Genomic DNA, 21,579 nt, shown 5'->3' on the forward strand with positions numbered 1-21,579 from the left:
CACCATCATCGGTGGTCACGATGGGCGGCACCGCACCGGGTTCTGCAGATCGGCGCACGGGCGGTGGCCGTGGGAGCGGATGATGTCCATGCCGACCTGGTTGGTCAGGTAGCGCAGGAAGCTGGCGGCGAGGGAGTCGGACTTGGGCTCGCTGAAGGTGTAGGCGTATTCGGTCTGCCAGAAGGGGAACATCCCGCGGTCCGTCGTGTCCAAAGTGGACTGCTGGCCGTCGATGCGCACCTTGACGACGTCCTGCTTCGTCTTCTGGCGGTCCGTGGCGGCGCCGAGTTCGACGTACCCGATCGAGCCGGGTGTGTTCGCGACGGCGTTCAGCACCGCGGTCGTGTCCCCTTGGCGGCAGCGGGTGACCTGGCCGCGCAGGTCGGTCTTCGGCTGCTCGCAGTCGGTGGAGTTCTCGCCGGGCTCGCTGAACCCGAGGACGCGTTGTTCCAGGGTGGCCCTGGTGCCGGACGAGGATTCCCGGTCGACGAGGCGGACCGGCAGGTCGTTCTTCGCCCCGATGTCCTTCCACGCGCCGACCCGTCCGCCGAAGACGTCTTTGACCTGAGCCAGGGTGAGGTCCTCGACACCGGTGTTCTTGTTGGCCACCAGGGTGAAGAGCTGGAGCGCGACCGGGCGCTGGATCAGCTCGGGGAGCTTCTGCCCCTTCACCTCGGTCTTCAGCCCGTCGGAAAACGCCACCACGTCCGGGCTCCTGCTGTTGTTCAGCTGCTCGAGGCCGTTGGTGCTGCCGGTCATCTCGGCCTGGAAACCGCTTCCCTGGCAGGATTTCGCGTAGGCGGCCATGGCCTCCCGCACGATGGGTTCGAAGGCCGTCGAGCCGGTGACCGTGAGCCGACCCGTCGCGCAGTCCAGCGGCGCTGGTTTGTCGCTGAACTGATCGAGGACGAAGGGTTCGGCGGAGGCGATGGCCACGAGCGCGACGATCAGCGCGACGATCCACCGTGGTATGCCGGTGAAGCTCTCGGTCTTCTTGATCTCCCCGCTCCCGAGACCGGTCTTGATGCTGCCGTCGACCGTGGGGTGGGCGAGTTCGCCGCCGTCGGGGCTTTCGAGAACGGCCAGCACCTTGTAGTGCTGGCCGGGGTTCAACGGGACCCTCGGCAGCTCGATGACACCTTCGGTCTGTCCCGGACTCTCGACGTTTCGCGTGTTCAACCCCGAATCGGGACTGAAGTGTGCGGTCGAAAGCGTCTTGTGGAGATCGGCCACCACCAGTCCGGCCACGGTGCGTCCCGGGAACTTGAACCTGATCCCGACTTTGGATTCGTTGGGGCTGGCGTAGTCGTGGGTGTCGATGTTCGTCGTGCCGGTGTTTTCTATGCGCAGCAGGACGAACGACGGGTTCTGCAGCGGTGTTTCGTCGTCGTTCTCCAGTTGCAGCTGCTGCCACGCGCCCGCGTGCTCCCTGCCGACGTCGGTCGCCGTCGCGTTCATCTGGATCCGGTAGCCGAGCTGCTTGCGGCCGACGAAGGCGAACTCCCACAGGAACGCGACGATCGGGACGAGCGCGCCGACCAGCGCCAGGACCAGTTCCCAGGGAAAGTCGGCCACGACCGCCTCCGGTATCGGGGGAGCACGCAAAGGACCGAACCACCGTAGTGAGCGCGCGGGACGTCACACCGCGTTCCGGCGGGCTTTTCGCCTGCTGTTCACCGGCCGTTGTCCGCGCACCCGCGCTGACACCGCGTGCCAGGTCGGTACCAGGCGGGTGTGCGCGCCCTGCCAGCGCGCGGCACCAGTCTCGGGGGCATGCCTCAGTCAACTCATGTCACGATCATCGGCGCCGGTCTCGCCGGCCTCACCCTGGCCAGGGTCCTGCACCTCCACGGCATCCGCGCCACCGTCCACGAAGCCGAACCTTCCCCGGCCGCGCGCGCTCAGGGCGGCATGCTCGACATCCACGACTACAACGGCCAACGCGCCGTCGAAGCGGCGGATCTGATGGACGAGTTCCGGGAACTGGTCCTGGAGGGCCGCCAAGCGATGCGGTTCGTCGGCAAGGACGGGACCGTCGTGTTCGAGAAGGCCGACGACGGCACCGGCGGCCGTCCCGAGGTGCAGCGCGGCGAGCTGCGCCAGCTGCTGCTCGACTCGCTCCCGCCCGGCACCGTCGAGTGGGGCCGCAAGGTCGACGGCGTCCGCGACCTCGGCGATGGCCGTCACGAGGTGGGCTTCACCGACGGCACCACGACCGAAACGAGCCTGCTGGTCGGCGCCGACGGCGCCTGGTCCCGCGTCCGGCCGCTACTGTCCGGTGCCGTACCGGCGTACACCGGGGACACGTTCGTCGAGACCTGGCTGCACGACGCCGACGAGCGCCACCCGGTCGCCGCGAAGACCGTCGGCGGCGGGACCCTGATCGCGGCGGAGCAGGACCGGGCGATCAACGCCCATCGGGAGCGCGGCGGGACCCTGCACACCTACGTGATCCTGACCAGGTCCCAGGAGTGGTTCGCCGCGATCGACTTCACGGACCCCGTCGTGGCCACCGCCCGGATCGCGGGCGAGTTCGACGGCTGGGCACCGGAGCTCACCGCGCTGATCACCGACGCCGACACCGCACCCGTTCCGCGCCCGATCTTCGCCCTGCCGACCGGGCACCGGTGGGACCGGCGGCCGGGGGTGACCCTCATCGGCGACGCCGCCCACCTCGCGGCCCCGGACGGTGAAGGCGCCAACAACGCGATGCTCGACGGCGCGGAACTCGGCGCCGCTCTCGCCGCGCACCTCGGCGACGTCGAAGCGGCTCTCACCGAGTTCGAGGACGCGATGTCCACCCGCAACGCCACGCCCACCGACGGCGCCGAGTTCGTCGAGGAGGTCTTCGGCGGCACCCTGCCCCAGGAACTGAGCGACCTGATCACCGGGTTCCAGCAGCAACCTTCGTGATCCGGTTCCGGTCGACGGGGACGCCGGGCCTGCCGCGGACAAGAGGGAGCGACAGGGTGGCACAGAACCCGCGGAGGCAGGGGACATGACGCTGGGACAGGTACTGGCGAACGAGGTCGGCGCGGCGGTGGTGACGGTCGCGGTGCACGCGTCGGATCCGTTGACCGGGCTCGGTGCGGCGAGCATCTTGGACGCCGACGCGCGGCTGAGACTGCTCGGCGGCGGCGAATCCGCCTCCGCCGAGGTGATCGTGGTCGTCGAAGACTCCGTCGACGACGGCACCTTCGCGCTCCTGCGCGAGATCCGCGACGCGTCGCGGCTCGACCACCCGCCGCGGTGCGTCATCGTCACCGACCACTTCCGGAGCGAAGTGCTGATGACGGCGATCGAATGCGGGATGTCCGCGTTGCTGCCGCGGCGCACGATGACCGGGGAGGACCTGGCGCAGGCCGTCGTCGCGGTCAGCAGGGGCGTGGCCCAGCTGCCGCCGCGGCTGCAGGGCGATCTCCTGGAGCGGCTCGACCGCATGCGGCGCGATGTGCTCGAACCCCACGGCCTGACGCTGCTGGGGCTGTCCGTGCGCGAGCGGGAAGTGCTGCGGTTGCTGGCCGACGGGCACGGCACCGAGGAGATCGCCATCAGGCTGACCTACTCGGAGAGCACCGTGAAGAACGTGCTCCACGGCCTCATGCGCCGCTACCACTTCACCACCCGGGCCCACGCGGTCGCCTTCGCCGTGCGGGCCGGCGTGATCTAGCTTGCGAAAGCGGCCTCAGCTCAGCCCGGCGCGGCAGCACCGCGGCGACCCGGCACGGATCTCGCGCAGGACGGTCAGTCCTCAATGGACGCTCGGCAGGGCGGATCCTTCGGATGGAGTAAGAGCCGGGCTCGCCCCCGCCGTATCGCCGCATCCGATCGAGTGATGGCGGTAGCGCGGCCGGTCGCTGCTGCTAAAGAGGTGACATGCGATTCCTCCCCGCTGTTCTATCCGCCTTGTTGTTGACCGCTACGACAGGTGTCGCCGTCGCGGCCCCGGCGCGATCCGCCGGGCACGGGCACGGTCACCACATCTACGCTCGCGGCACGTTCGCGCTCTACACGCCGGGCGCGAACGCCATCACCCACGACCCCAAGCTCGCCCCCGTCGGTTCGAAGGTCGTCGTTTCCGGGTACACGAACGCGCACCGGACCAAGACCAGGCTGTACGTCAAGGGCCTGCTCCCCGACCGCGAGTACGGTTCTCACGCGCATTCCAAGCCCTGCGGTGAGAAGGCGGCCGACTCCGGCCCGCACCACCAGCACGTCCAGGACCCCGTGCAGCCCTCGGTCGACCCGAAGTACGCCAACCCGGACAACGAGATCTGGCTCGACTTCACCACCGACCACGACGGCACCGGCTACGCGGAGTCCACAGTGGACTGGGGATTCGACGGGGAGCGGCACGCCCAGTCGGTCGTCATCCACGAAACGCACACCCACACCGAGCCCGGCCACGCCGGAATGGCCGGAGCGCGGCTCGCCTGCATAAACGTGGGCTTCTGACGAGTGCTTCGGAAACAGCGCGGGACCGCGGCGACCACGCCGCGGTCCCGTCTCAAGCCGGTACGGCCCGCAGCGAGTCGGAGAGGGTGACCAGTTCGCGGACGTCGTCGTCGAGGCTGTCGCCATCGGGCATCGCGACGGGCATCGCCTCCGGTGCCACCGTTTCCCCTCGCGCGTGCGAGCGCAACGCTTCGCCGAGCCGTTCCGCCAGGTCGCCGTCGTCGCCGAGGTGCGCGAGGTACGGGCTGAGCCGGACCAGCCCGTCCCGGCATTCGATCGCCCGCCGGTAGTACCTGCGGTGCACGCCGCGCAGGCTCAGCGCGTCCCGCCACGGGTTGAGCGGCGCGCGGCTCAGCGCGTCCTCCGGGAAGGCCTCGTGCAGCGCGGTCCACAGTGGACCGAGCCGGTGGTAGGTCCGCAGGTGCTGCCGCCACACGCGGCCCGCGGCGAGCCTGGTCGCGACACCGGGGTAGGACAGGCCGATGACCAGCAGCAGCGCCCCGGGGAACACCAGGAACACGGTGCCCTGCACGAGCAGCCACGGGATGGCCGCGCCGGTCCAGTGCACGAGGACCACCGCGACCAGCGTCGACCCGCCGACCGCGGAGATGGCGAACCCGACGGAAGCCACCCGCAGGCCACGTGCCAGCCGGGGCCCGGCGCCGCGCGCGTAGCGCCGCGTGAAGAAGTACGCGCTCGCGATGCCGTAGGTGAGGTAGAGGTCGGCGGCGAGGTAGAACGTCAAGACCCCGGCGAGGGGGTACCGCGCGGGCGGGACGTCCGGCATGAACACCGCCACGAGCACCATCACCAGCATCGCGACGGCGAACGGGATCGCCTCCAGCAGGGCGCGCCGCCGCGCTTCGGCGACCGGGAGCGCCGAGAACAGGAAGAAGCAGGCCAGGGTGTAGACCAGCCCGCACAGGAAGAAGTGCTGGAACAGCAGCGGCACGATCGGGCCGGGGTTCGGCTGGTTCACGTTCCCGGCGAGGAAGCCGAACGGGTACGCGGCCGCGAAGCAGGCGAGGCACGCGGTGACCATCCAGCGCGCCACGTCCTTCGGCGCGCGGGTGAGCTGGTAGATCTTCCACAGCAGGGCGGGGTAGAGGATCACGCCCTGGAGCACCGTCAGCGCGACGTTGGAGTTCACAACCAGCCCAGCCGTTCGCCCAGCGCGGTCTCGATCCGCCGCGCGGTGGCCTCGTTCGAGGACTCCGGGGTGACCCGGTCCAGCACGGACGCCCATTCCAGGATGATCGTCGCCACCGTCTCCGCTTCCCGCTCGTGGTCGGTGTCGTAGGAGGTGCGCCGCAGCGCGTGCCGGACCGATTCCGGTTCCAGGTCCGGGTACTGCTCGCGCGGGTGGCCCGGCGGGGGCGCGCTCGGGGCCAGCTCCGTGACCAGGCCGTCGTCCTCCGCGGTGGCCACGTGCCCGGCCAGCATGTGCCCCAGCTCGTGCAGGATGATGTGGCACTGGTGGGCCTTGCTCGTGTCCTGCTGGTACACGATGTAGTCGGCCTTGCCGGTGGCGATCCAGGCGCCGAACGGGCCCGGCACCGGGATCCGGTGCGCGATCAGCCGGATCGGGCGGCCGCGCTGCTCCCCGACCTTGCGGCACAGTTCGAGGACGTCGAGCGGCGGGCGGATGCCGAGTTCGTTCAGCAGCCGCCTGCAGCGGCGCCGCAGCTTGCGTTCCTGCACCAGTCACCCCGCCGTCGGTGTGAGTGGCCCCGTCCTTCGAAGCATCCCTTAAACGGTAGCGACCTGAACGGGGGCCGTTCACCCCCGACCCCACCTTCACTCGTTCGCCAGCCCGCCGATCCGGATCTTGGGCGCGCCCGGAACTTTTCCGGCGCCGAGGCGCGCGAGCCGTAGCGGGCGTTCGCGCGCCCCGAAGGTGGCATTCGGGGAATCCAGTGCCCCGAAGGTCACTTTCGGGGCAGGCGTGTCGTGGTGGTCGAGTGTGCGAGGGGTGGATGTGCGGCGCTAGGCGCCCCGAGGGTGGCCTTCGGGGACCAACGACAGGCTCCGCCGCCGATCGCCCCGCCGCGCACCCGGCATCACTGTGACGTTCGGGGAATCCAGTGCCCCGAACGTCACAGTGGGGGCATCGGCAGTCGCTTCTCCGGGGCAGGTGCTCCGATGAATGGCACACGATCCCTTCCCGTCAAGGTGGAACTCCGCGCAGCGTTGACAGTACACAGCGCTACTCATATTTTTAGCTCCGGGAAGACATCGGATGTTCCTTCCGGGGCGCGTGGCCCGGCGGGACTCCGCCGACCGATGTGCCCCCTGTCGAACTGCCGTCAGGAAGGACACACCGATGAGGACGAACCCGTCGCACAGCGAACTCACCCGGCGCACGGCCCTGCGCACGCTGGCCGTTTCCGCGCTCGCCGTTCCCGTCGCGCTCAGCCCGCTCGCCACGGCCGACGCGGCCCCGCTCTGGCACCCCGACCCGGCGACGGACGGGATGAAGGCCTTCGAAGGCGTCGAAGCCGACCGCGGCCACCACCACCCGGACCGCAGGTACGCCTATCCCGAAGGCGACCACTACCGGTTCGCCATCTGGGCCGACGACCGCGACACCACCGGCGGCGGCGACCGCCAGCGCACCGAGGTCAAGGGCATGGTGCAGAACGGCACCGCGCTGAAGATGCGCGACGGCGAGACGTGGACGATCTCCTACGAGACGTACCTGCCGTCGACCCTGCACGGCACCAGCAAGTTCACGCACTTGTTCCAGACCAAGACGCCGTCGACCAACGGGGGCCCGTGGGTGACCCTCGACCTGACGCGCGACGGCGGCACCGAGATGATCCGCGCACGCGCCTACGCGAACCCCGGCTCGCCGTCCATCGCCTCGACCGCGCTCGCCCCGTTGCGGGACAAGTGGATCACCGTCGAATGGACGCTGACCCCGGGCGCCGCGGGGGTCGCGGCGTGCGTCATCCGCGACGGCACGGGACCGGCCGCGCCGATCGCCGCGCAAGGCAGGCGCACCGGCGTGAAGATGCCGGGCCAGGGCGACTACGTCCGCCCGAAGTGGGGTATCTACCGCTCGGTCGAGAGCGCGCGGTCCGACATCGTCGACACCTACCTGCTCTTCCGCGCCTTCAAAGCCACCCGTACCTGACCGTCCACTGTGGATTTTCAGGCCGCCGCCCCGATCCGGAGGAGCAGACATGACCCGAACCGTGCCGAGGAGGCTCGGCGTAGTGGCCGCGGCCGGGCTGTTCGCCGTGTGCGGCGTGCAGTCCGCGTCGGCGGGCGTGACGGCGCCGCGCACGCTCGCCGTGTCGTCGTCGAGCCAGCTGGCCGAGGCGCTGGCGCAGGCCAGGCCGGGTGACCGTGTCCAGGTGGCGGCCGGTGTCTACGACGCGGGCCCGATCAGGGTGGGCCGCTCGGGCACCGCCCAGGCGCCCATCACGATCGCCGCGGAGACGGGAACGGCCCGGTTCACCGGGGCGGGCGGGCTGGACCTGACCGGCGCGTCCCACGTCGTGGTGCGGGGGTTCGTGTTCGACAACGACGCCGGGCTGACCGTGCCGGGCGACGCGCTGGGTGACCGGGTCACGCGCAACGTGTTCAAGGGAAATCCAGGAAAGGCCGACCTGACGGTGAAGGCCGACGACACCGAGGTCGACCACAACAGGTTCGAGAACCGCACGGAGGCGGGCGTCTACCTGCAGGTCGTCGGGCCGGGGGCGAAGGACATGGCGAAACGGGTGCACGTGCACCACAACTACTTCTTCAACCACCAGTTCCACGGCACCAACGGCGGCGAGTCCATCCGCTTCGGCCTGTCCGGCAGGCAGCACGCCGTCGCGGACGGGCTGATCGAGCACAACCTGTTCGACAAGGCGGACGGGGACTCCGAAGCGATCTCGATCAAGTCGACGAAGAACGTGGTGCGGTACAACACGATCACCGACAGCCACGGCACGATCTCGTTGCGGCACGGGTGGAATTCGGTCGTCGAGGGGAACATCCTCACCGGCGGCACCACCGGGATCCGGTTCTTCGGCAACGACCACGTCATCGTCAACAACATCGTCAAGGACACCGCGGGCACCCCGATCGAGTTCGGCGGCGGCGAGGTCCGCGACGACACCACCAGCGGCACGAACCACGAAGCGGCCGACCACTGCCTGGTCGCCTTCAACACGCTTTCCGGTACCGACAAAATCGTCTGGTTCAACGACGGGAAGCCGTTCCCGCCGTCGGACGGCACGCTCGCCGACAACATCCTGCTGGGCAAGGGAAAGGACGCGGCGAAGGGTGCGGGTGAGGGGTCCCATTTCACCGGCAACATCCTGTTCGGCGCACCCGCGGGAAGCCTGCCGTCGGACGCGTACCGCACGATCGACCCGAAGCTGGTGCCCGACGCGCACGGGTTGCCGCGGCCGACCGCGACCAGCCCGGTCATCGGCGCGGCGACCGGCTCGTTCCCGAAGGTCGCACTCGACATCGACCAGCAGACCCGGCCCGGCACCAAGGACGTCGGCGCCGACCAGTACGCCAAGGCGGCGCCGGCGAGGCCGCTGACCCCGGCCGACGTCGGCCCCGACGCGCCGTAGCGGTGCTCAGCTGCGCGCCGCCAGCACGTTCGGCACCCGGTCGGGGGCGGCGGCGCGCAGCAGGCCGTAGCCGATCCCGGCGGCACCGGTCATCAGTCCCGGTACCCACGTGCTGTACGGGGTGTCGCACCGGGTTTCCCCGGCCAGCACCGAATTCGCGACGGTGCCCGCGACCCGTTTCGCGGTTTCAGCACTGGCGGGATCGCTCAGCATGGTCTCCACCAGCCCGAGCGTTCCGTGGCACAGCGAGTCATGCGTGAACCCGATGACCGAGGTGCCGGTCTCGTCGAGGAGGTCGCGCCGCGCGGCGTCCACCGCCCGGTCCAGATCCACCGCGACCGCGGGATCGCCGAGCAGTTCGGCGCGGGCGATCCCGATTCCGGCGGCGCCGTGGCACCACGCGTTCATGAAGGCGTCGTCCGGCGTGCTTTCGCGGCGGTCCGGCCAGCCGCGTGCCACGTGGTCGAACTGGGCGTGTTCGTAACGGAGCACGGCGGCGGCCGCTTCGGCGAACCGGTCCTGCCCGGTGGCCAGCGCGATCCTGGTCAGCGCCAGCACGACACCGGACGCGCCGTGGGAATAGCCGAGTATCGGCACGCGGGTGCCCATCGTCGGCACGGTGAGTCCGTCCGGGTGCGGTTCGGCCCGGTCGAGCAGGACGGTGCCCGCCGTCAGCAGTGCGCGTTCCGTGCGCTCGTCCGGCCGGATCGCGTGCAGCGCGGCGACCGCGAGTGCGGCACCCGCGGTGCCGGACATGACATCCAGTGCGGTGTCCTCGGCGAGCTTCGCGGTCAGTGGCGGAACGAGGTCCGCGGCGGCGTCGAGCAGCGCGTCCGAGTGCCAGAGCGAACCGAGCGTGGCCAGCGTGTAGACGGCGCCGCCGAGTTCCGCGAACATCCCGACGGGCTGGTCCGCCAGGCGGTCTGTGGCATCCGCAATCCTCGCGGCGATCGCTTCGGCGGTCTCGCGGTACCGGTTCCGCCCACTCAATTCGCTGAGCCAGGCCAGGAACAGGGCGATACCCGCGTTACCGTCGTACAGGTCGAGTTCGGTTGGCGCGAGCACCCAGTGCTGTTCGGCGGCAAGACGCAACGTGAGCCACCCCGGCTCGCCGTCGTCGTGAAGCGCGGTGTCGAGCAGCCGGTCGCCGATCAGGGTGGCCGCCTCGACCGCGGTGGGCACGTCGATCGGAGACGCGAGCGGGCGTGGCACTACCGGCGTACCGGGTGCGACGCCGTCACCGGCCAGCGCGGCGAGCGATGCTTCGATGCACCAGCGCTGCCTGGTCAGATCGGCTTCGCCGAGCTCGGAGAGTCCTTCGCGGACCGCGTCGAGCCCGGACACGGGGTAGAAGTCCGGTACCAGCACGCCGGTTTCGTCGCGCAGGTCGCGCGAGCCGACGGTGATGGTGAACGCGGGGATGTCCCGGTCGGTGAGCTGCCGGATCTCGCTGGCGATCAGCTCCTCGCGACCCTCGACCGCCTGGTGCCCCTTGGCGAGCAGCTCGAACAGGCACGATCGGTCGAGCGCGTCGCCGAGTACGTCCGGGTGCCATGACTCCAGCAGGATCCGGCCGTAGATCATCGTCGAGCGCAGGATCGGCCGCGCCTCGGCACCCGAAAACGCCGCGATGGGGCCGTTGTCGGCGAGTAACTCGGCCCGGTTCCTTGCGAGCAGCCGGTAGGCGTCGGTGAACCCGTCGAGCAACTCGGCCCGATGATGCCACGGGTCTACTGTGGACGATTTGAGCGTCGCGTGGTTGTCGGCGGCTGGCATCGTCAAGTGGTCGCGTTCGCGCCGCATCCGGTCGGTGCCCGCGTCGACCCAGTGCGGCAACGGCATCGGCGTCGGCGTGCCCTGCGCGCCGGTCATCCCGCTCATGTCCACCGCGCGGACGTTGCCGGCATCCTCCTTGACCGTCCGGTTCGGGAGCAGGCCGACGCGGAGCACGGTTTCGGTGGCGTGCGGCCGGATCGGCGGCACGAAGACCGACTCGAGGTCCACGAACACCGGGTGCTCACCGGCGGCGATCAGGTTCTCCGCGTGCATGTCCTGCGCGCGGAGCGCGTGCAGGAGCGCGAGCTGCGCTCCCTGACGCCAGAAGAACCGGGCGACCTCGGCTTCGGTGGTGCAGCTCGCGGCCTCGGCGAACTCCGTCCAGCCGTACTTGCCGCGATCGAAGACCTGGAGGTGGCGAAGTGGATGGCGGAGCCCTCGGTCGTTCGCCCAGGCCAAGAAGGCGGAGAAGTGCCGTTCCGTGGCCAATCCCCGTGGTTTGTAGACGATTCGCCGTCCGTCGTCGAACGTCACCACGGCGACGCTCCGGCCGCCGCGGTGGGTGTCCCCAGCGCCGAAGTCGACCGCCGTCACGTCATTCGCGGTCAGGCCGGGCGCGATCGACGGCAGGTCGTCTCGCAGCCGTGCGGCGAACTCGGCGCGGACGGTCGCCCACGAACCCAGCTCGGCCACCAGCTCCCTGGCGAGCACGGGGTGGCGCGAGAGGATTTCGAGCGAGGTTTCCTTGTCCCGCAACAGGTCCACGAAGGACGAAAAGCGGGCTTCCGGGGTCTCCCCGGTAAGGCGGTCCCGTGCCGCGTGCATCTCTCGCACCAGCGTCGGGGTGACCATGGTGGTCAACTGCTTGGCGTCGCGGACGAACAGAGGATGGTCTGGCGACAGCCAGGCGACATCCCGCCGGAGCTGGCGTTCGAAATGGCCGAGCAGCGGTGCGGCGAGCGCGAGCACACCGTCCACAACGGCCGGTTCCGGGTGGGCCCATGCTTCGACGAGCACGGTCAGCCATGGTGGTTGCTCGGGAAGCCGGGCGCTGAGCTGGTCGGGGGATTCGCCTAGCAGCACCAGGTATTCGTCCTCTTCCCAGAGGTCGAGGTCGACTTCGACGCCGCCGGTGACGAGCTTGTCCCGCCGCCACGCGGCGAGCCTGCGCCTACCGCGCTCGCGGGCGTCGTCACCGGCGGTCACCGGCGCCGCCCTGCGTTCGAGCAGGGACAGCGCCGGTGACCAGTTCGGAGTCAGCAGAACCCTCCGGCGGAGTGGCACTGCATCGTGGTCTCCTGGCATTGGGAGCCGGTACAAGCCATGGTCACGTGCGCGACGTCGGCCGTGCTCGCGGTCTCTCCCAGATCGAGGTCGGTGAGTTCGATTCTGCCGATCGGGTCGGCGATTTCGGTCAGCATTCGGTTTTCTCCTTGGTTTCGATGACGGATCTTCGAGGGTCAGCCGGTGACGCTGGTGATCCAGTCCCGGTAGGCGGGGGCGCTGGTGTTGATGTCCGGGGTCTGGCCGCAGATGTCGCCGGGCGCCCGGCTCTGCACCCCGGCCAGCTCGAACCGGCCGTAGACGAGCTGGAGGACGGGCGAACCGGAGTCACCGCCGCAGGAGCCCGACACGTGGTCGCGGGACTCGGCGCAGAAGTCGCCCTTCCGGATGCCGTAGGCGTCGCTGCCTGTGGCGGGGTCCTGCACGCACTGCTTCGTCGACGGGAGCACCACGGGCAAGTCGAGCCGGTGCAGCTGCTTGGGCAGCTGGGTCGGGTTGTTCTGCTTGATATCGGTGTAGCCCCAGCCAATCAGCCGGACGGCGTTACCCGGTGCGGGAGTGATCCCCGCGAGCGGGATCGGCTGCTTCGACACCGCGTGGTCGAGCCGCACCAGCGCGATGTCCTTGCCGTCGTTGCGGTCCGCGCTGTTGACGTAGCCGGGGATGATCTCGAACCCGGCGACCTTCGCCGTTTCCCCGCCGGTGGTGCGGTCGTTGGAGCCGACCCGCACCTGGTAGATGCCGGGATCGACCGGCGTGTAGGGCGCGCCGTTCGTGCCCGCCTTGGTAACGCAGTGCGCCGCGGTCACCACCAAGGTCGGCGCGACGAGGGCACCACCGCACCACTGCGTGGTCGGGTCGCCCTTGTATTCGCGCTGGATCGAGGTGACGAACGAGTAGTCCTCGGTCGCGACGGTTCCGTTGATGATCGCCTGCGCGGGCGCCGCGACCGCGGCGCTGCTCAGGAAGGCGGCGGCGACGGCCGCGCCGCGCCACCAGGTACGTGTTTTCACTTCCGGGTTTTCCTTCCCCCAGGTGAAGGTGTTCCGACGCGATCATCCTGCCAGCCGGAGCCCTCGTCCGGGGCGAAAATCCGCAAAATGTACTAGACCGTGTGCTCCTACCCGGCCCAGCGCCGCAGGAAGTCGTTGCGCTGCTTGGCGTCGACCGCTTCCAGCCGTGCGCCGGAGGCGGGAGCGTCGGCGTAGAGGAAGCGGCGGCCGTGGTCGCGGCCGTCGAAGCAGGGGAGCGCGCCGGCCGCGTCCCAGCTCTGCGGCAGCGCGTCGAGGCAGTCGGTCCACCAGCCGAGGTGGTGGAAACCGGGCCGTTCGGCGTACCACGGGGATCCTTCGCCGCCGCTGATCAGCTCGATGTGCGGGAACTCGCGGGAGAACACCAGCGAATACGGCCAGTCGCCGAGTTCGCTGTGCACCGGTTCTCCCCAGCTGAGACCGGCCAGCTCCGCGAGTTCGTCCATCGCGGCGCGCAGATCGGGCACGGCGAAGCACACGTGGTAGAAGCTGCGGCGGTCCGCGGGGGTTTCGGTCGTCATCGGGCCTCCGGTCGGTAGTCGGCGATGGCGCGCCCAGCCTAGGACGGCCGCCACCTCGGTGGCTTGTGCGTCCTTCCCGGACCGCACTACGTTGCCGGTATGGATCTCTTCTCGCGCTCGTGGGCGGCGTTGCGCGCGGCGGTCGCCGATCTCCGGGACGAGGACTTCGCACGGCCGTCCGGGTGCGCGGGCTGGCTCGTGCGGGACCTGGTGTGCCACCTGGTCATCGACGCGCAGGACGTGCTGATCACCCTCGTGACCCCGGCCGAGACCGAGCCGACCCGTGACGCGATCACCTACTGGGCCGTCGCCGAAGAGCCGCCGACCGGTGACGATCCGCTCGACGCGCTGATCGTCCGGCTGGCCGCCGCGTACGAGGATCCGGGGCTGCTGAAGTTTCACCTCGACGACGTCGGCTCCGCCGCGGGACGGGCCGCCGATCTCGCGGACCCCGGGCTCCGCGTCAGCACGCAGGACCAGGTTCTCACCGCAGGCGACTACCTCGCCGCCTACGTTCTGGAATGGACGCTGCACCACCTCGACCTGGTCGCGGACCTTCCCGGGGCGGCGGGTCCTCCCGCCGAGGGGCTGGCCAAGACGCGCGAGATGGTGGAGAAGATCGCCGGTGCCGCGTTCCCGGAATCCTTTTCGGACGAAGACGTGCTGCTGGTCGGCACCGGAAGACGCGCCCCGACGGACGCGGAACGGGCGGATCTCGGTGGCCTGGCGGCGAAACTCCCGCTCGTTCTCGGGTGATCGGCAACGCGCACGGGGAGTCGTGCGTGGACAAGGAGAATGGCACTCGTCGGGGGTGTCGTCACGACAGGGTGGAGGAAGAAGCATGCGGCGAATCGGTTCGGTCCTGCTCGGCACGCTCCTGCTGGGCGGCGTCTGCACGGCGACGGTGGGCACGGCGGCGGCCGCGGAACGCCGCGCCGACGTGAAGCTGACCGCCGCACCGTCCACAGTGGAGGTTCCGGCGGGCAAACCGGGCACCGTCAAGCTCACCTACTCCAACATCGGGAACGTGCCCAAGGTCGGCAGCTCGATCACCGCCCCGATCCCGAAGGGCCTCACCGCCACCGCGCGCCCGGCGCCGGGGTGGACCTGCCACATCGACGACTGGCCGTCGCTGGTCTGCGACACCGACGGCAAACTGGACCCTGGCGCCGTCGTCGTCCCCGCCGAGGTCGACCTGTCTGCCGCCGCACCCGTTTCCGCCGGGGTCGAGTTCGGCACGCTCGGGTTCTACCGCGACCCCACCGAGAACCCGGCCGACAACTACTCCACCGTCCAGGTCCGCGTTTCCTGAGCCGGGGAACTACCGGATCCACCGGACTGCGGTGTGGCTCCGGCGAGCGAACGTCGCGCGCGGTTTTCCCCGACGATGACTGGATCCAGGCCGGGGTGGGCTTCGTCGGCGCGCGCCCAGAATTCCGCCGCTACCTCGCGTTCACCTCGTGCGGCCGCGAGGTTGCCGAGGCCGGTGTAGGCGCGGGCTGTTTCGTAGTCGCTTCCGCAGGACACGGCTCGGGTGACGGCATCCTGGTAGGCGGCGGTCGCAAGATCGTCGCGTTCTGTGTGGAACCACGCCCAGCCCAGGCAGTTCTGCGTCATGGCGGCGTCGAGCGGGAGCCCGAGTTCGTCGAAGATCGGCAGGATGTCGATGGCGACGGTGGCGGCTTCGACAGCCTGACCGAGCGCGGTCATGACCAAGGCGATGCCGCGATTGGTGATGGCTGCGTTGCGGCGGTTGCCGGTTCGTTCGTAGCAGACACGTGCGAGACGCAGATCGTGCAGCGCATCGTCGTGGTGGCCCCGGTAGTGGGCTACCCAGGCGCGGTGCGCGAGCATAGTGCTCTCACCATGACCGTCGCCGAGATCGCGGTACAGGCCGAGCGCTTCGCGGTAGTAAACGGTGGCTTCGTCGAGCTTCCCTTGGTCGACCATGGCGACCCCGAGATTGGCTGTCACCGTGGCGAGTGCCCACCGGTTGTCGAGCGCGGCGGCGGATTCCCGTGCCCACCGGTTGGTTGCGATCCACGCGTCCCACAGCTTGCTGGTGAAGAAGAAGCCGCGCAGGAAGTATGCCAACTGCCAGCACCGGTCGTGTTCGCCGCGTTTGTTGGCGGCGCGGCACAACGCCACCAGGTTCGGCCACTCGGCCTGGAACCAGGTGAGGGCCATTTCGTCGTCGTCCAGCCTGACCCGCTCCGGGAGGTCGGGTTCGAATTCGATGGCGGGCTGGAACCGCTGTGGCGTGAGCAGGCGATCGGCGTTGGCGGTGTTTCGCACCGCGTAGCCGGCGAGCCTGCGGAAGGCTCTTGTGCGATCCTGTTCCGCCGAACCGTTGAGCAGGTCCTCGCGAGCGAATGTTCGCAGCAGGTCGTGGAACCGATAGCGCGCCACGTCCGGTTGCACGAGCAGGTACGTGTCATGGAGCCGTTCCAACGCCCGGTCGGTTTCACGCAGGCTGAGCCCGCTCACCGCACTCGCGGTGTGGACGTCGAAATCGTCGCCGGGATGCAGGGCGAGCAGTCTGAAGAGCTGGGATTCGGCGGTGGTGAGTTGCCGTACGGAGAGCCGGAACACCGCGGACAGGGTGCGTTCGCCGTCATCGAGCTCGTCGAGCCGGGTGGCTTCGGCGTGGAGCCGCCGGTCCAGTTCACCGAGGTTCCAGGCAGGATGGGCCCGTAGGCGCGCCGCGGCGATCCGGATCGCCAGCGGGAGCCTGCCGCAGCACTCGACCACTCGCGCGACATCGTCCTCCGGCGGGAGCCCGGTGAGCGCGCTGAACAGCTCGACGGCAGCGGGTGCGGGCAGCACGTCGAGCGAGACGTGACAGGCATCGTCGATGGCGGGCAGTCTCGACCTGCTGGTGATCAGTACCCGGCACTTCGGCTCGCCGGGCAGGAGCGGCCGGACCTGCGCCGCGCTGACCGCGTTGTCCAGCACCAGCAACATGCTTCGCCCGTGCAGCCGAGACCGGTACAAGGCGGTGCGGTCGTCAGGGTCCGCCGGGATCAGCGCGGCCGGGACGCCGAGCACTCGCAGCAGCCGATCGTGCACGGCGTCGGGGCTCGCGGTGGGTTCTTCGGGATCGTATCCGCGCAGGTCCACGAAGAGGCAGCCGTCGGAGAATTCCGCTTCCAGCCGGTGCGCGCACCGGACCGCGAGCTCGGTCTTGCCGACCCCGCCCATTCCTGACACCACGCAGAGACCGCTGTCGGTTCGCAGGGCATCGCGGACGCGCCGCAACTCCGTGCTCCGACCGGTGAAATCGGTGGCGAGAGGGGGAAGTCCGGAGGGGCGGGTGTCCGGCCGCGTGCGGCGGCGCTTGGGGCCACTGGGCAAGAAGCCGATGAGCGCTCCTGGTATGCCCAGTTCCGTTTCACAGAGGGCGGCCAGCGCCGCGTTCGGCGTCGCAAGCCCGGTCTCGACCTTGCTCAGGTAGCCCTTGCTGTAGTGCGTGCGCTCGGCAAGCCAGGTCAAGCTGAGGCCAGCCGCGACGCGGTGGCGCCGTAGCTCGGCGCCGAAAGTCGCTCGTTCGCTCATCAGCCCCCATCGTCGTCGGATGACCAGTATGACCGTCCTGAACGCGACGCGATACTGGTCGGGAGTTGTCCGGGAGCCGGCCGGACCACTGGATTCGGCCGGCCCCCGACGATGTGATGTGCGGTTTCGCCACATGCGCTGCCTCAGCCGCACGCGAGGGTCAGCAGGGTCACGATCAGCCCGAGCACGTGGGTCTGCATGTCACCGCACCTCCTCTCCGTGCGTCCGGACCACGGACCGGCTCTTCACCTCGGGCGCAGGCGTTGGCGCGGCGGCGAGCAGGACGCCCGCTAGCAGCGCCGATACCGACAGCCAGAGAAGCAGTCGGAGGAGCAAGGAAAACGAACAGGTGACCGTCATTTCGGCTCCTTCGGCGAGCGCGCCATGGCAGCGCTCGAGCAGGCGAGCTCCGCCGAGGTCTTCCAGTGTTTTCGCCGCGGAATCGTTGCGGCTCACCAAGAATGCGGTCGCCGGTGCGGCGAGGACAACGAGTTTCCCGTTTCCACTATCGGCAGGAAAGGAAACCGCGGGGTAACGATCGCGGAGGTGTCGCGTGATCGACTGGACATCGAGATCCACGGTGACGCAGGATTGACCACCGTGCGTGAACCTGCTTGGGAGGACTGGTGAACGTGAGCGCGCTGGAAGTGGTCGAGGAGCTGAAGCGGCTCCGGCGCGGGCGGGGAATTGCTGCCCCTCAGCTCGGCGATCATGTCGGACCCGCATTGCGTGTGGTCTGCGATATTTACGAAGACGAGGACTCGGAGTCGATTCGGGGAAAGGTTTCCGAGCGTTTGCAAGCCCTTGTCACGTCGCTGGCGGACGATCTGCGCATGGCCGTACTCGCCGCTTTCGGGCTGCACGAGCAGGCGCGGAGCCTGTTCTACAAAGACCGGGTGCGGTGGCTGGCGGAGAAGCTCGACCGCGACGACCGGACGATTCGCCGTCGAATCGACCAAGGCATCCAGCAGGTGGCCGCGTTGGCCATCGCCACCGGGCGCTCGACGGACCTTCCTCACCCCAGCCGCAGCTGGCATACCGAGGACCTGCGGGTGACCTTGGCGCTGGACCAGCCGGTACCGGAGGCGTTCGAGTTCCGCCGGGTGGTCGCCGACGCCGACGACATCGACGAGCTGGACTTGGCTCTCACCTTGACCACGCCCGACGCGCGGGTGCCGGTGGACGAGGCGGACCTCCAAGTAGACGTGTTCCACGGCGGGTCGTTGACCCGGCGGATGATGGAATCCAGTGACCGCGTCGGTCTCGCGCTGCGACTGCCGTCCCCACTGCGACGTGGGGAACGGCATGAGGTCGCGTTGCGGTTCAGGGCCGCACTGCGGTACCCGCACTACGTTTGCGTTCCGCGGCACCCCGTCGACCATTTCGAACTGCACGTCCGGTTCGCGCGGCCGACTCCGGCAGAGATCGTGCTGCTGGACAACGTGTTCCAGGACGACGCGCGAAACCACGCGGTGCGGGGGCCATCGTTGTCACCGGACGGATCCGGTGAGGTCCACGTCGACTTCCGTAAGCTGGCGCCCGGCTTCGCCTACGGCGTCCGCTGGCAGGACTGACCCGGGCGCGATCATCCCGTCAACGCGCGGACGAGGCGTGCGGCGAGTTCCTGGGCGATGCTTCGAGCGGAAGTGCGCAGGTCCTCGGCCGCGACGGCTTCGTCGGCGTCGAACCTGACCTCGTGCGGTTGTGCCATGGGCACCGACACGGAGGTCGCGGCGGCTTCGCCCAGCTTGCCGACGCGGACGAAGTCGGTCGGTGTCATCCCGATCGTAGGCGCGATCTTGCCCGGCAGGGACAAGCCGAGATCCGCCAGCAGACCGAGGTGATCGGTGAGCTGGTCGATCAGGTCGTCCCGGTCCAGCAGCCAGCCGATCGTCGCCGGGGTAGCGGGGAACCAGCACGTTCGCTGCCCGGACCGGTACACGGCGAGTCCGGTACTGCCGTCGCGGTTCGACGCGTACGCCCAAACCGCGTCGTGCGACGAATCGACGGTGAGGCCCTCGGACGGGGAGAAGAGCCGCCGCGACCGTCCGACGGAGGGCAGCTCGTCGCGAAGTGCTTCGAGCTGCCGGACGCGCAGCCGGACGGGTGGGTCGACCGGCACCAGGTGCAGCTCCACCAAGGGCGGCTGGGCGGGACCCTGCCGGGGGAGCAGCTCCGGTAGCCAGTTCACCGGCACGGCTTGGGACAGCACCGACCACGTGGCGTCGGGCATCGAACCCGGACCCGTCTGTGGCGGTAGGACGAGTGGGGGGCCGAGCGGCGGACGAACGTGACGCGGTTGGCTGGTGATGACGCGAAGAAGGTCCTCGATCCCTTCCGGGGTGATCGAGTCGACGGCATACCGGTCGGCGGCGTTGGGTTGGAGGAAGAGCGGGATCCCGCTGATGTCCTGGCCCGGCAGGATCACCGGCAGGATCTTCACCGTCCAGGCCTGCCGGTCCCCCTGCAGGAGATCGCGCAACAGGGCCGCTTCCGACTGCCCGCCGAGGTTGAGGTCGTTGGGGCCGTTGCCGTCGCCCATCCGCCGGTAGTCCTTCGAGGCGATCACGATGACGTAATCGCACTCGGTCATGCCCTTTACCGCCCACGCCTGCCAATCCCGTCGCCGATCGCTCGCCCACCGGTCGAGCGTGACGGCGATTCCGCTGTTTTGCAGCACGGTCGCGAACTTGAGGACGGCTCGGCGGTGGTCTTCGTCGTCGTGGGTGTAGGAGACGAAAACCGTCGGGCCGGTGCCGAGGCGTTCTTCGATTGGCATGGGAGTCCCCGTCGTTCTCGCGGTAATGGCGTCGTTCTGGCGGAGAACGATAGCAACGTTCATCTCTGTCCATTTGTCGCGGTGGTGCGCGAAAACCGGACAGAACAAGGACATTTCATGGATTGCCCTGCGGACGTGATACGACCCGTGACAAGGTTCTTGCCTTCGTTGATCATCTTCCGTTCGCCGAAAGGACGACGATCGTGCCGGATCCGGATAGCGCCGCCAGCCGGCCACGGGTGTACGTCTCGTACGCGTGCGAAGAATCGGATGAACACGTGTCGCTGGTCCGCGAGTTCGCCGCGTTCTTGCGCACCGAGGCCGGAGTCGACGCGCATTTGGATCAGTGGTATGCCGACGGCAGGCGGGATTGGGTCGCGTGGGCGAGCGACCAGTTCCAGCAGGCCGATTTCATCGTGGTCATCGCGTCCCCGGGATACGGGCTGACGATGGGGATGCTCGACACGGCGATGCTGCACGACAAGCTCGGCCGGAGCCTGCCGGACGCGACGCACCAGATCCTTCCGGTGGTGCTCCCCGGCGGCTCCGCCACGGACATTCCCCACGTGCTTTCGGCCTTTGCCGCCACGCATTACGTGGTGCGCGCGTTCAGTCTCGACGAAGTGCAGGGACTCCTCCGGGCGATCCACGGCTCGCCTGCGCACGCGATGCCGCCGCTCGGGGCGTTCCGGCCCCCCGACGTCGAAGCCGGTCCGGTACTCGTCGCGACGCCGCGAAGCCCGCCTCGCACCGGCAGGCACCTCGGCCCTGGCGCCGAAGTGGTCATCGGAGACGACCATTACCTGGTTCACGCCGGCACCTACGAAGAGACGACCACTTCGGACGGTGCCGCGGTGTTGCGCGGGGCGCGAGCGCTGTCGGTAGGCGGGCCGCGGCCGCAGGTCTGGTTGAGGCAGCTCGAGATCCGGCAGGACACGCCGATGGCCGAGGAAGCCGCGACGGCGCTGACATGCGAACGGACACTGCTCGCGTCGCCTGCCGGACGATGGCTCGGGATTCTCGTGTCTCCCGCGCTCGTCAGGGAGCCCGGCTTGGTGACGTTGGTGACCGGCTGGCCGCTGTCGGGCCGGACTCGCGGGCCGTGCGACACGCTCGCGTCCTTCGTGCCAGAACGCGGCGAACTCGCCGATCCGCTCCGGACAAGGGCAATCCTGCGCGGACTCGGTGGCCTGTGCCGGAAGCTCGCGGCGCTGCACCGGATGGACGCCTCGCACCGGTGCCTGGCCCCGGCGGCGATCATCCGGCTCGACGACGGCGCGCTGGCGCTCCGCGATCTCGGGCTCGCCACCACTTCGTACGAGCCAGGAGAAGGACCGGAGCTGTACCGGGCTCCGGAACAGGGGAGGCGCCGCCGCGGGAAGGCCGGCCCGTGGACCGATGCCTACCAGATCGGCGCGATCGCGTACCACTTCGCGACCGGGCACCCGCCGCCGTCGATACCGGTGCCGGTCCGCGGTCTTGCTCCGGACCTGCCCCCGGCGGCGACGGCGGCGATCGATGCCGCGCTCGACGCCGAACCCTCCCGGCGCCCCGGCATTTTGGCGCTGGGCGCCGCTTTCGACAGTTCGCGCTGAAAA

General features: G+C 69.4%; 19 protein-coding genes. 9 read left to right on the top strand and 10 right to left on the bottom strand.

All coding sequences use genetic code 11. The features are described 5' to 3' along the window. Nucleotides 1-15: 15 nt before the first annotated feature. Nucleotides 16-1,575 (bottom strand): PstS family phosphate ABC transporter substrate-binding protein, encoded by a 1,560-nt coding sequence (locus HUW46_RS32385; protein WP_215542557.1) that lies wholly within the window; start codon nucleotides 1,573-1,575, stop codon nucleotides 16-18. 198 nt (nucleotides 1,576-1,773) lie between these two features. On the opposite strand from HUW46_RS32385, the gene HUW46_RS32390 reads away from it, so the two are divergent. The 3 genes from HUW46_RS32390 (at nucleotide 1,774) to HUW46_RS32400 (ending at nucleotide 4,455) form a co-directional block, all read left to right on the top strand. Further along, on the top strand, nucleotides 1,774-2,913 hold the full coding sequence (locus tag HUW46_RS32390; RefSeq protein WP_215542558.1) for an FAD-dependent oxidoreductase: 1,140 nt from the start codon (nucleotides 1,774-1,776) through the stop codon (nucleotides 2,911-2,913). An 85-nt stretch (nucleotides 2,914-2,998) separates the two neighbouring features. Next, nucleotides 2,999-3,670 carry a helix-turn-helix transcriptional regulator gene (locus HUW46_RS32395; RefSeq protein WP_215542559.1) on the top strand — a complete coding sequence of 224 codons (672 nt, stop codon included), beginning with the start codon at nucleotides 2,999-3,001 and terminating at the stop codon, nucleotides 3,668-3,670. 242 nt (nucleotides 3,671-3,912) lie between these two features. After that, a complete protein-coding gene (locus HUW46_RS32400; RefSeq protein WP_331477161.1) occupies nucleotides 3,913-4,455 on the top strand; it encodes a superoxide dismutase in 543 nt (180 codons plus the stop codon). A gap of 52 nt (nucleotides 4,456-4,507) precedes the next feature. Here HUW46_RS32400 and HUW46_RS32405 read toward each other — a convergent pair whose 3' ends face one another. After that, the gene (locus HUW46_RS32405; RefSeq protein WP_215542561.1) at nucleotides 4,508-5,605 is read right to left on the bottom strand and encodes an MAB_1171c family putative transporter; all 1,098 of its coding nucleotides are present in this window, start codon (nucleotides 5,603-5,605) and stop codon (nucleotides 4,508-4,510) included. Next, nucleotides 5,602-6,156: a hypothetical protein gene (locus tag HUW46_RS32410; RefSeq protein WP_215542562.1), complete on the bottom strand. Its 555-nt coding sequence runs from the start codon at nucleotides 6,154-6,156 to the stop codon at nucleotides 5,602-5,604. Before HUW46_RS32410 ends, HUW46_RS32405 begins: the two co-directional genes overlap by 4 nt. 622 nt (nucleotides 6,157-6,778) lie before the next feature. Here HUW46_RS32410 and HUW46_RS32415 point away from each other — a divergent pair. Beyond that, nucleotides 6,779-7,591, top strand: coding sequence for a hypothetical protein (locus HUW46_RS32415; RefSeq protein ID WP_215542563.1), 813 nt, complete (start codon nucleotides 6,779-6,781; stop codon nucleotides 7,589-7,591). Between the two features lie 49 nt (nucleotides 7,592-7,640). Then, entirely contained in the window at nucleotides 7,641-9,035 is a 1,395-nt protein-coding gene (locus HUW46_RS32420) for a polysaccharide lyase 6 family protein (RefSeq protein WP_215542564.1), read from the top strand. A gap of 6 nt (nucleotides 9,036-9,041) precedes the next feature. Here HUW46_RS32420 and HUW46_RS32425 read toward each other — a convergent pair whose 3' ends face one another. From HUW46_RS32425 to HUW46_RS32440, 4 genes are all read right to left on the bottom strand, one after another. Continuing rightward, nucleotides 9,042-12,095 carry a type 2 lanthipeptide synthetase LanM family protein gene (locus HUW46_RS32425; RefSeq protein ID WP_215542565.1) on the bottom strand — a complete coding sequence of 1,018 codons (3,054 nt, stop codon included), beginning with the start codon at nucleotides 12,093-12,095 and terminating at the stop codon, nucleotides 9,042-9,044. Continuing rightward, nucleotides 12,068-12,232: a hypothetical protein gene (locus HUW46_RS32430; RefSeq protein ID WP_215542566.1), complete on the bottom strand. Its 165-nt coding sequence runs from the start codon at nucleotides 12,230-12,232 to the stop codon at nucleotides 12,068-12,070. Before HUW46_RS32430 ends, HUW46_RS32425 begins: the two co-directional genes overlap by 28 nt. 39 nt (nucleotides 12,233-12,271) lie before the next feature. After that, on the bottom strand, nucleotides 12,272-13,108 hold the full coding sequence (locus HUW46_RS32435; protein WP_215542567.1) for a S1 family peptidase: 837 nt from the start codon (nucleotides 13,106-13,108) through the stop codon (nucleotides 12,272-12,274). Between the two features lie 107 nt (nucleotides 13,109-13,215). After that, nucleotides 13,216-13,647, bottom strand: coding sequence for a VOC family protein (locus tag HUW46_RS32440; RefSeq protein ID WP_215542568.1), 432 nt, complete (start codon nucleotides 13,645-13,647; stop codon nucleotides 13,216-13,218). Between the two features lie 99 nt (nucleotides 13,648-13,746). Here HUW46_RS32440 and HUW46_RS32445 point away from each other — a divergent pair, with 99 nt between their 5' ends. Together HUW46_RS32445 and HUW46_RS32450 are read left to right on the top strand one after the other, a co-directional pair. Next, complete coding sequence (locus HUW46_RS32445) at nucleotides 13,747-14,403, top strand: maleylpyruvate isomerase N-terminal domain-containing protein (RefSeq protein WP_215542569.1); 657 nt, start codon at nucleotides 13,747-13,749, stop codon at nucleotides 14,401-14,403. An 85-nt stretch (nucleotides 14,404-14,488) separates the two neighbouring features. Then, complete coding sequence (locus HUW46_RS32450) at nucleotides 14,489-14,959, top strand: hypothetical protein (protein ID WP_215542570.1); 471 nt, start codon at nucleotides 14,489-14,491, stop codon at nucleotides 14,957-14,959. Here HUW46_RS32450 and HUW46_RS32455 read toward each other — a convergent pair. Together HUW46_RS32455 and HUW46_RS32460 are read right to left on the bottom strand one after the other, a co-directional pair. Beyond that, on the bottom strand, nucleotides 14,929-17,202 hold the full coding sequence (locus HUW46_RS32455; RefSeq protein ID WP_215542571.1) for an ATP-binding protein: 2,274 nt from the start codon (nucleotides 17,200-17,202) through the stop codon (nucleotides 14,929-14,931). The genes HUW46_RS32450 and HUW46_RS32455 overlap by 31 nt on opposite strands. A gap of 201 nt (nucleotides 17,203-17,403) precedes the next feature. After that, a complete protein-coding gene (locus HUW46_RS32460) occupies nucleotides 17,404-17,781 on the bottom strand; it encodes a hypothetical protein (RefSeq protein ID WP_215542572.1) in 378 nt (125 codons plus the stop codon). A gap of 53 nt (nucleotides 17,782-17,834) precedes the next feature. On the opposite strand from HUW46_RS32460, the gene HUW46_RS32465 reads away from it, so the two are divergent. Continuing rightward, nucleotides 17,835-18,776 (top strand): hypothetical protein, encoded by a 942-nt coding sequence (locus HUW46_RS32465; RefSeq protein ID WP_254125101.1) that lies wholly within the window; start codon nucleotides 17,835-17,837, stop codon nucleotides 18,774-18,776. An 11-nt stretch (nucleotides 18,777-18,787) separates the two neighbouring features. Here the strand turns inward: HUW46_RS32465 and HUW46_RS32470 are convergent, their stop codons facing one another. After that, entirely contained in the window at nucleotides 18,788-19,981 is a 1,194-nt protein-coding gene (locus tag HUW46_RS32470; RefSeq protein ID WP_215542573.1) for a toll/interleukin-1 receptor domain-containing protein, read from the bottom strand. A gap of 203 nt (nucleotides 19,982-20,184) precedes the next feature. Between HUW46_RS32470 and HUW46_RS32475 the strand changes: the two genes are divergently transcribed. Next, complete coding sequence (locus HUW46_RS32475) at nucleotides 20,185-21,576, top strand: SEFIR domain-containing protein (protein ID WP_215542574.1); 1,392 nt, start codon at nucleotides 20,185-20,187, stop codon at nucleotides 21,574-21,576. Nucleotides 21,577-21,579: the final 3 nt, after the last annotated feature.

The organism is Amycolatopsis sp. CA-230715, from assembly GCF_018736145.1.
GTDB lineage: Bacteria > Actinomycetota > Actinomycetes > Mycobacteriales > Pseudonocardiaceae > Amycolatopsis.

Bases quoted from the DNA above. Each gene is read 5' to 3' on its own strand.
- HUW46_RS32390 (WP_215542558.1), top strand. From the start codon at position 1,774: ATGCCTCAGTCAACTCATGTCACGATCATCGGCGCCGGTCTCGCCGGC.
- HUW46_RS32450 (WP_215542570.1), top strand. From the start codon at position 14,489: ATGCGGCGAATCGGTTCGGTCCTGCTCGGCACGCTCCTGCTGGGCGGC.
- HUW46_RS32415 (WP_215542563.1), top strand. From the start codon at position 6,779: ATGAGGACGAACCCGTCGCACAGCGAACTCACCCGGCGCACGGCCCTG.
- HUW46_RS32455 (WP_215542571.1), bottom strand. From the start codon at position 17,202: ATGAGCGAACGAGCGACTTTCGGCGCCGAGCTACGGCGCCACCGCGTC.
- HUW46_RS32470 (WP_215542573.1), bottom strand. From the start codon at position 19,981: ATGCCAATCGAAGAACGCCTCGGCACCGGCCCGACGGTTTTCGTCTCC.
- HUW46_RS32445 (WP_215542569.1), top strand. From the start codon at position 13,747: ATGGATCTCTTCTCGCGCTCGTGGGCGGCGTTGCGCGCGGCGGTCGCC.
- HUW46_RS32430 (WP_215542566.1), bottom strand. From the start codon at position 12,232: ATGCTGACCGAAATCGCCGACCCGATCGGCAGAATCGAACTCACCGAC.
- HUW46_RS32420 (WP_215542564.1), top strand. From the start codon at position 7,641: ATGACCCGAACCGTGCCGAGGAGGCTCGGCGTAGTGGCCGCGGCCGGG.
- HUW46_RS32395 (WP_215542559.1), top strand. From the start codon at position 2,999: ATGACGCTGGGACAGGTACTGGCGAACGAGGTCGGCGCGGCGGTGGTG.
- HUW46_RS32440 (WP_215542568.1), bottom strand. From the start codon at position 13,647: ATGACGACCGAAACCCCCGCGGACCGCCGCAGCTTCTACCACGTGTGC.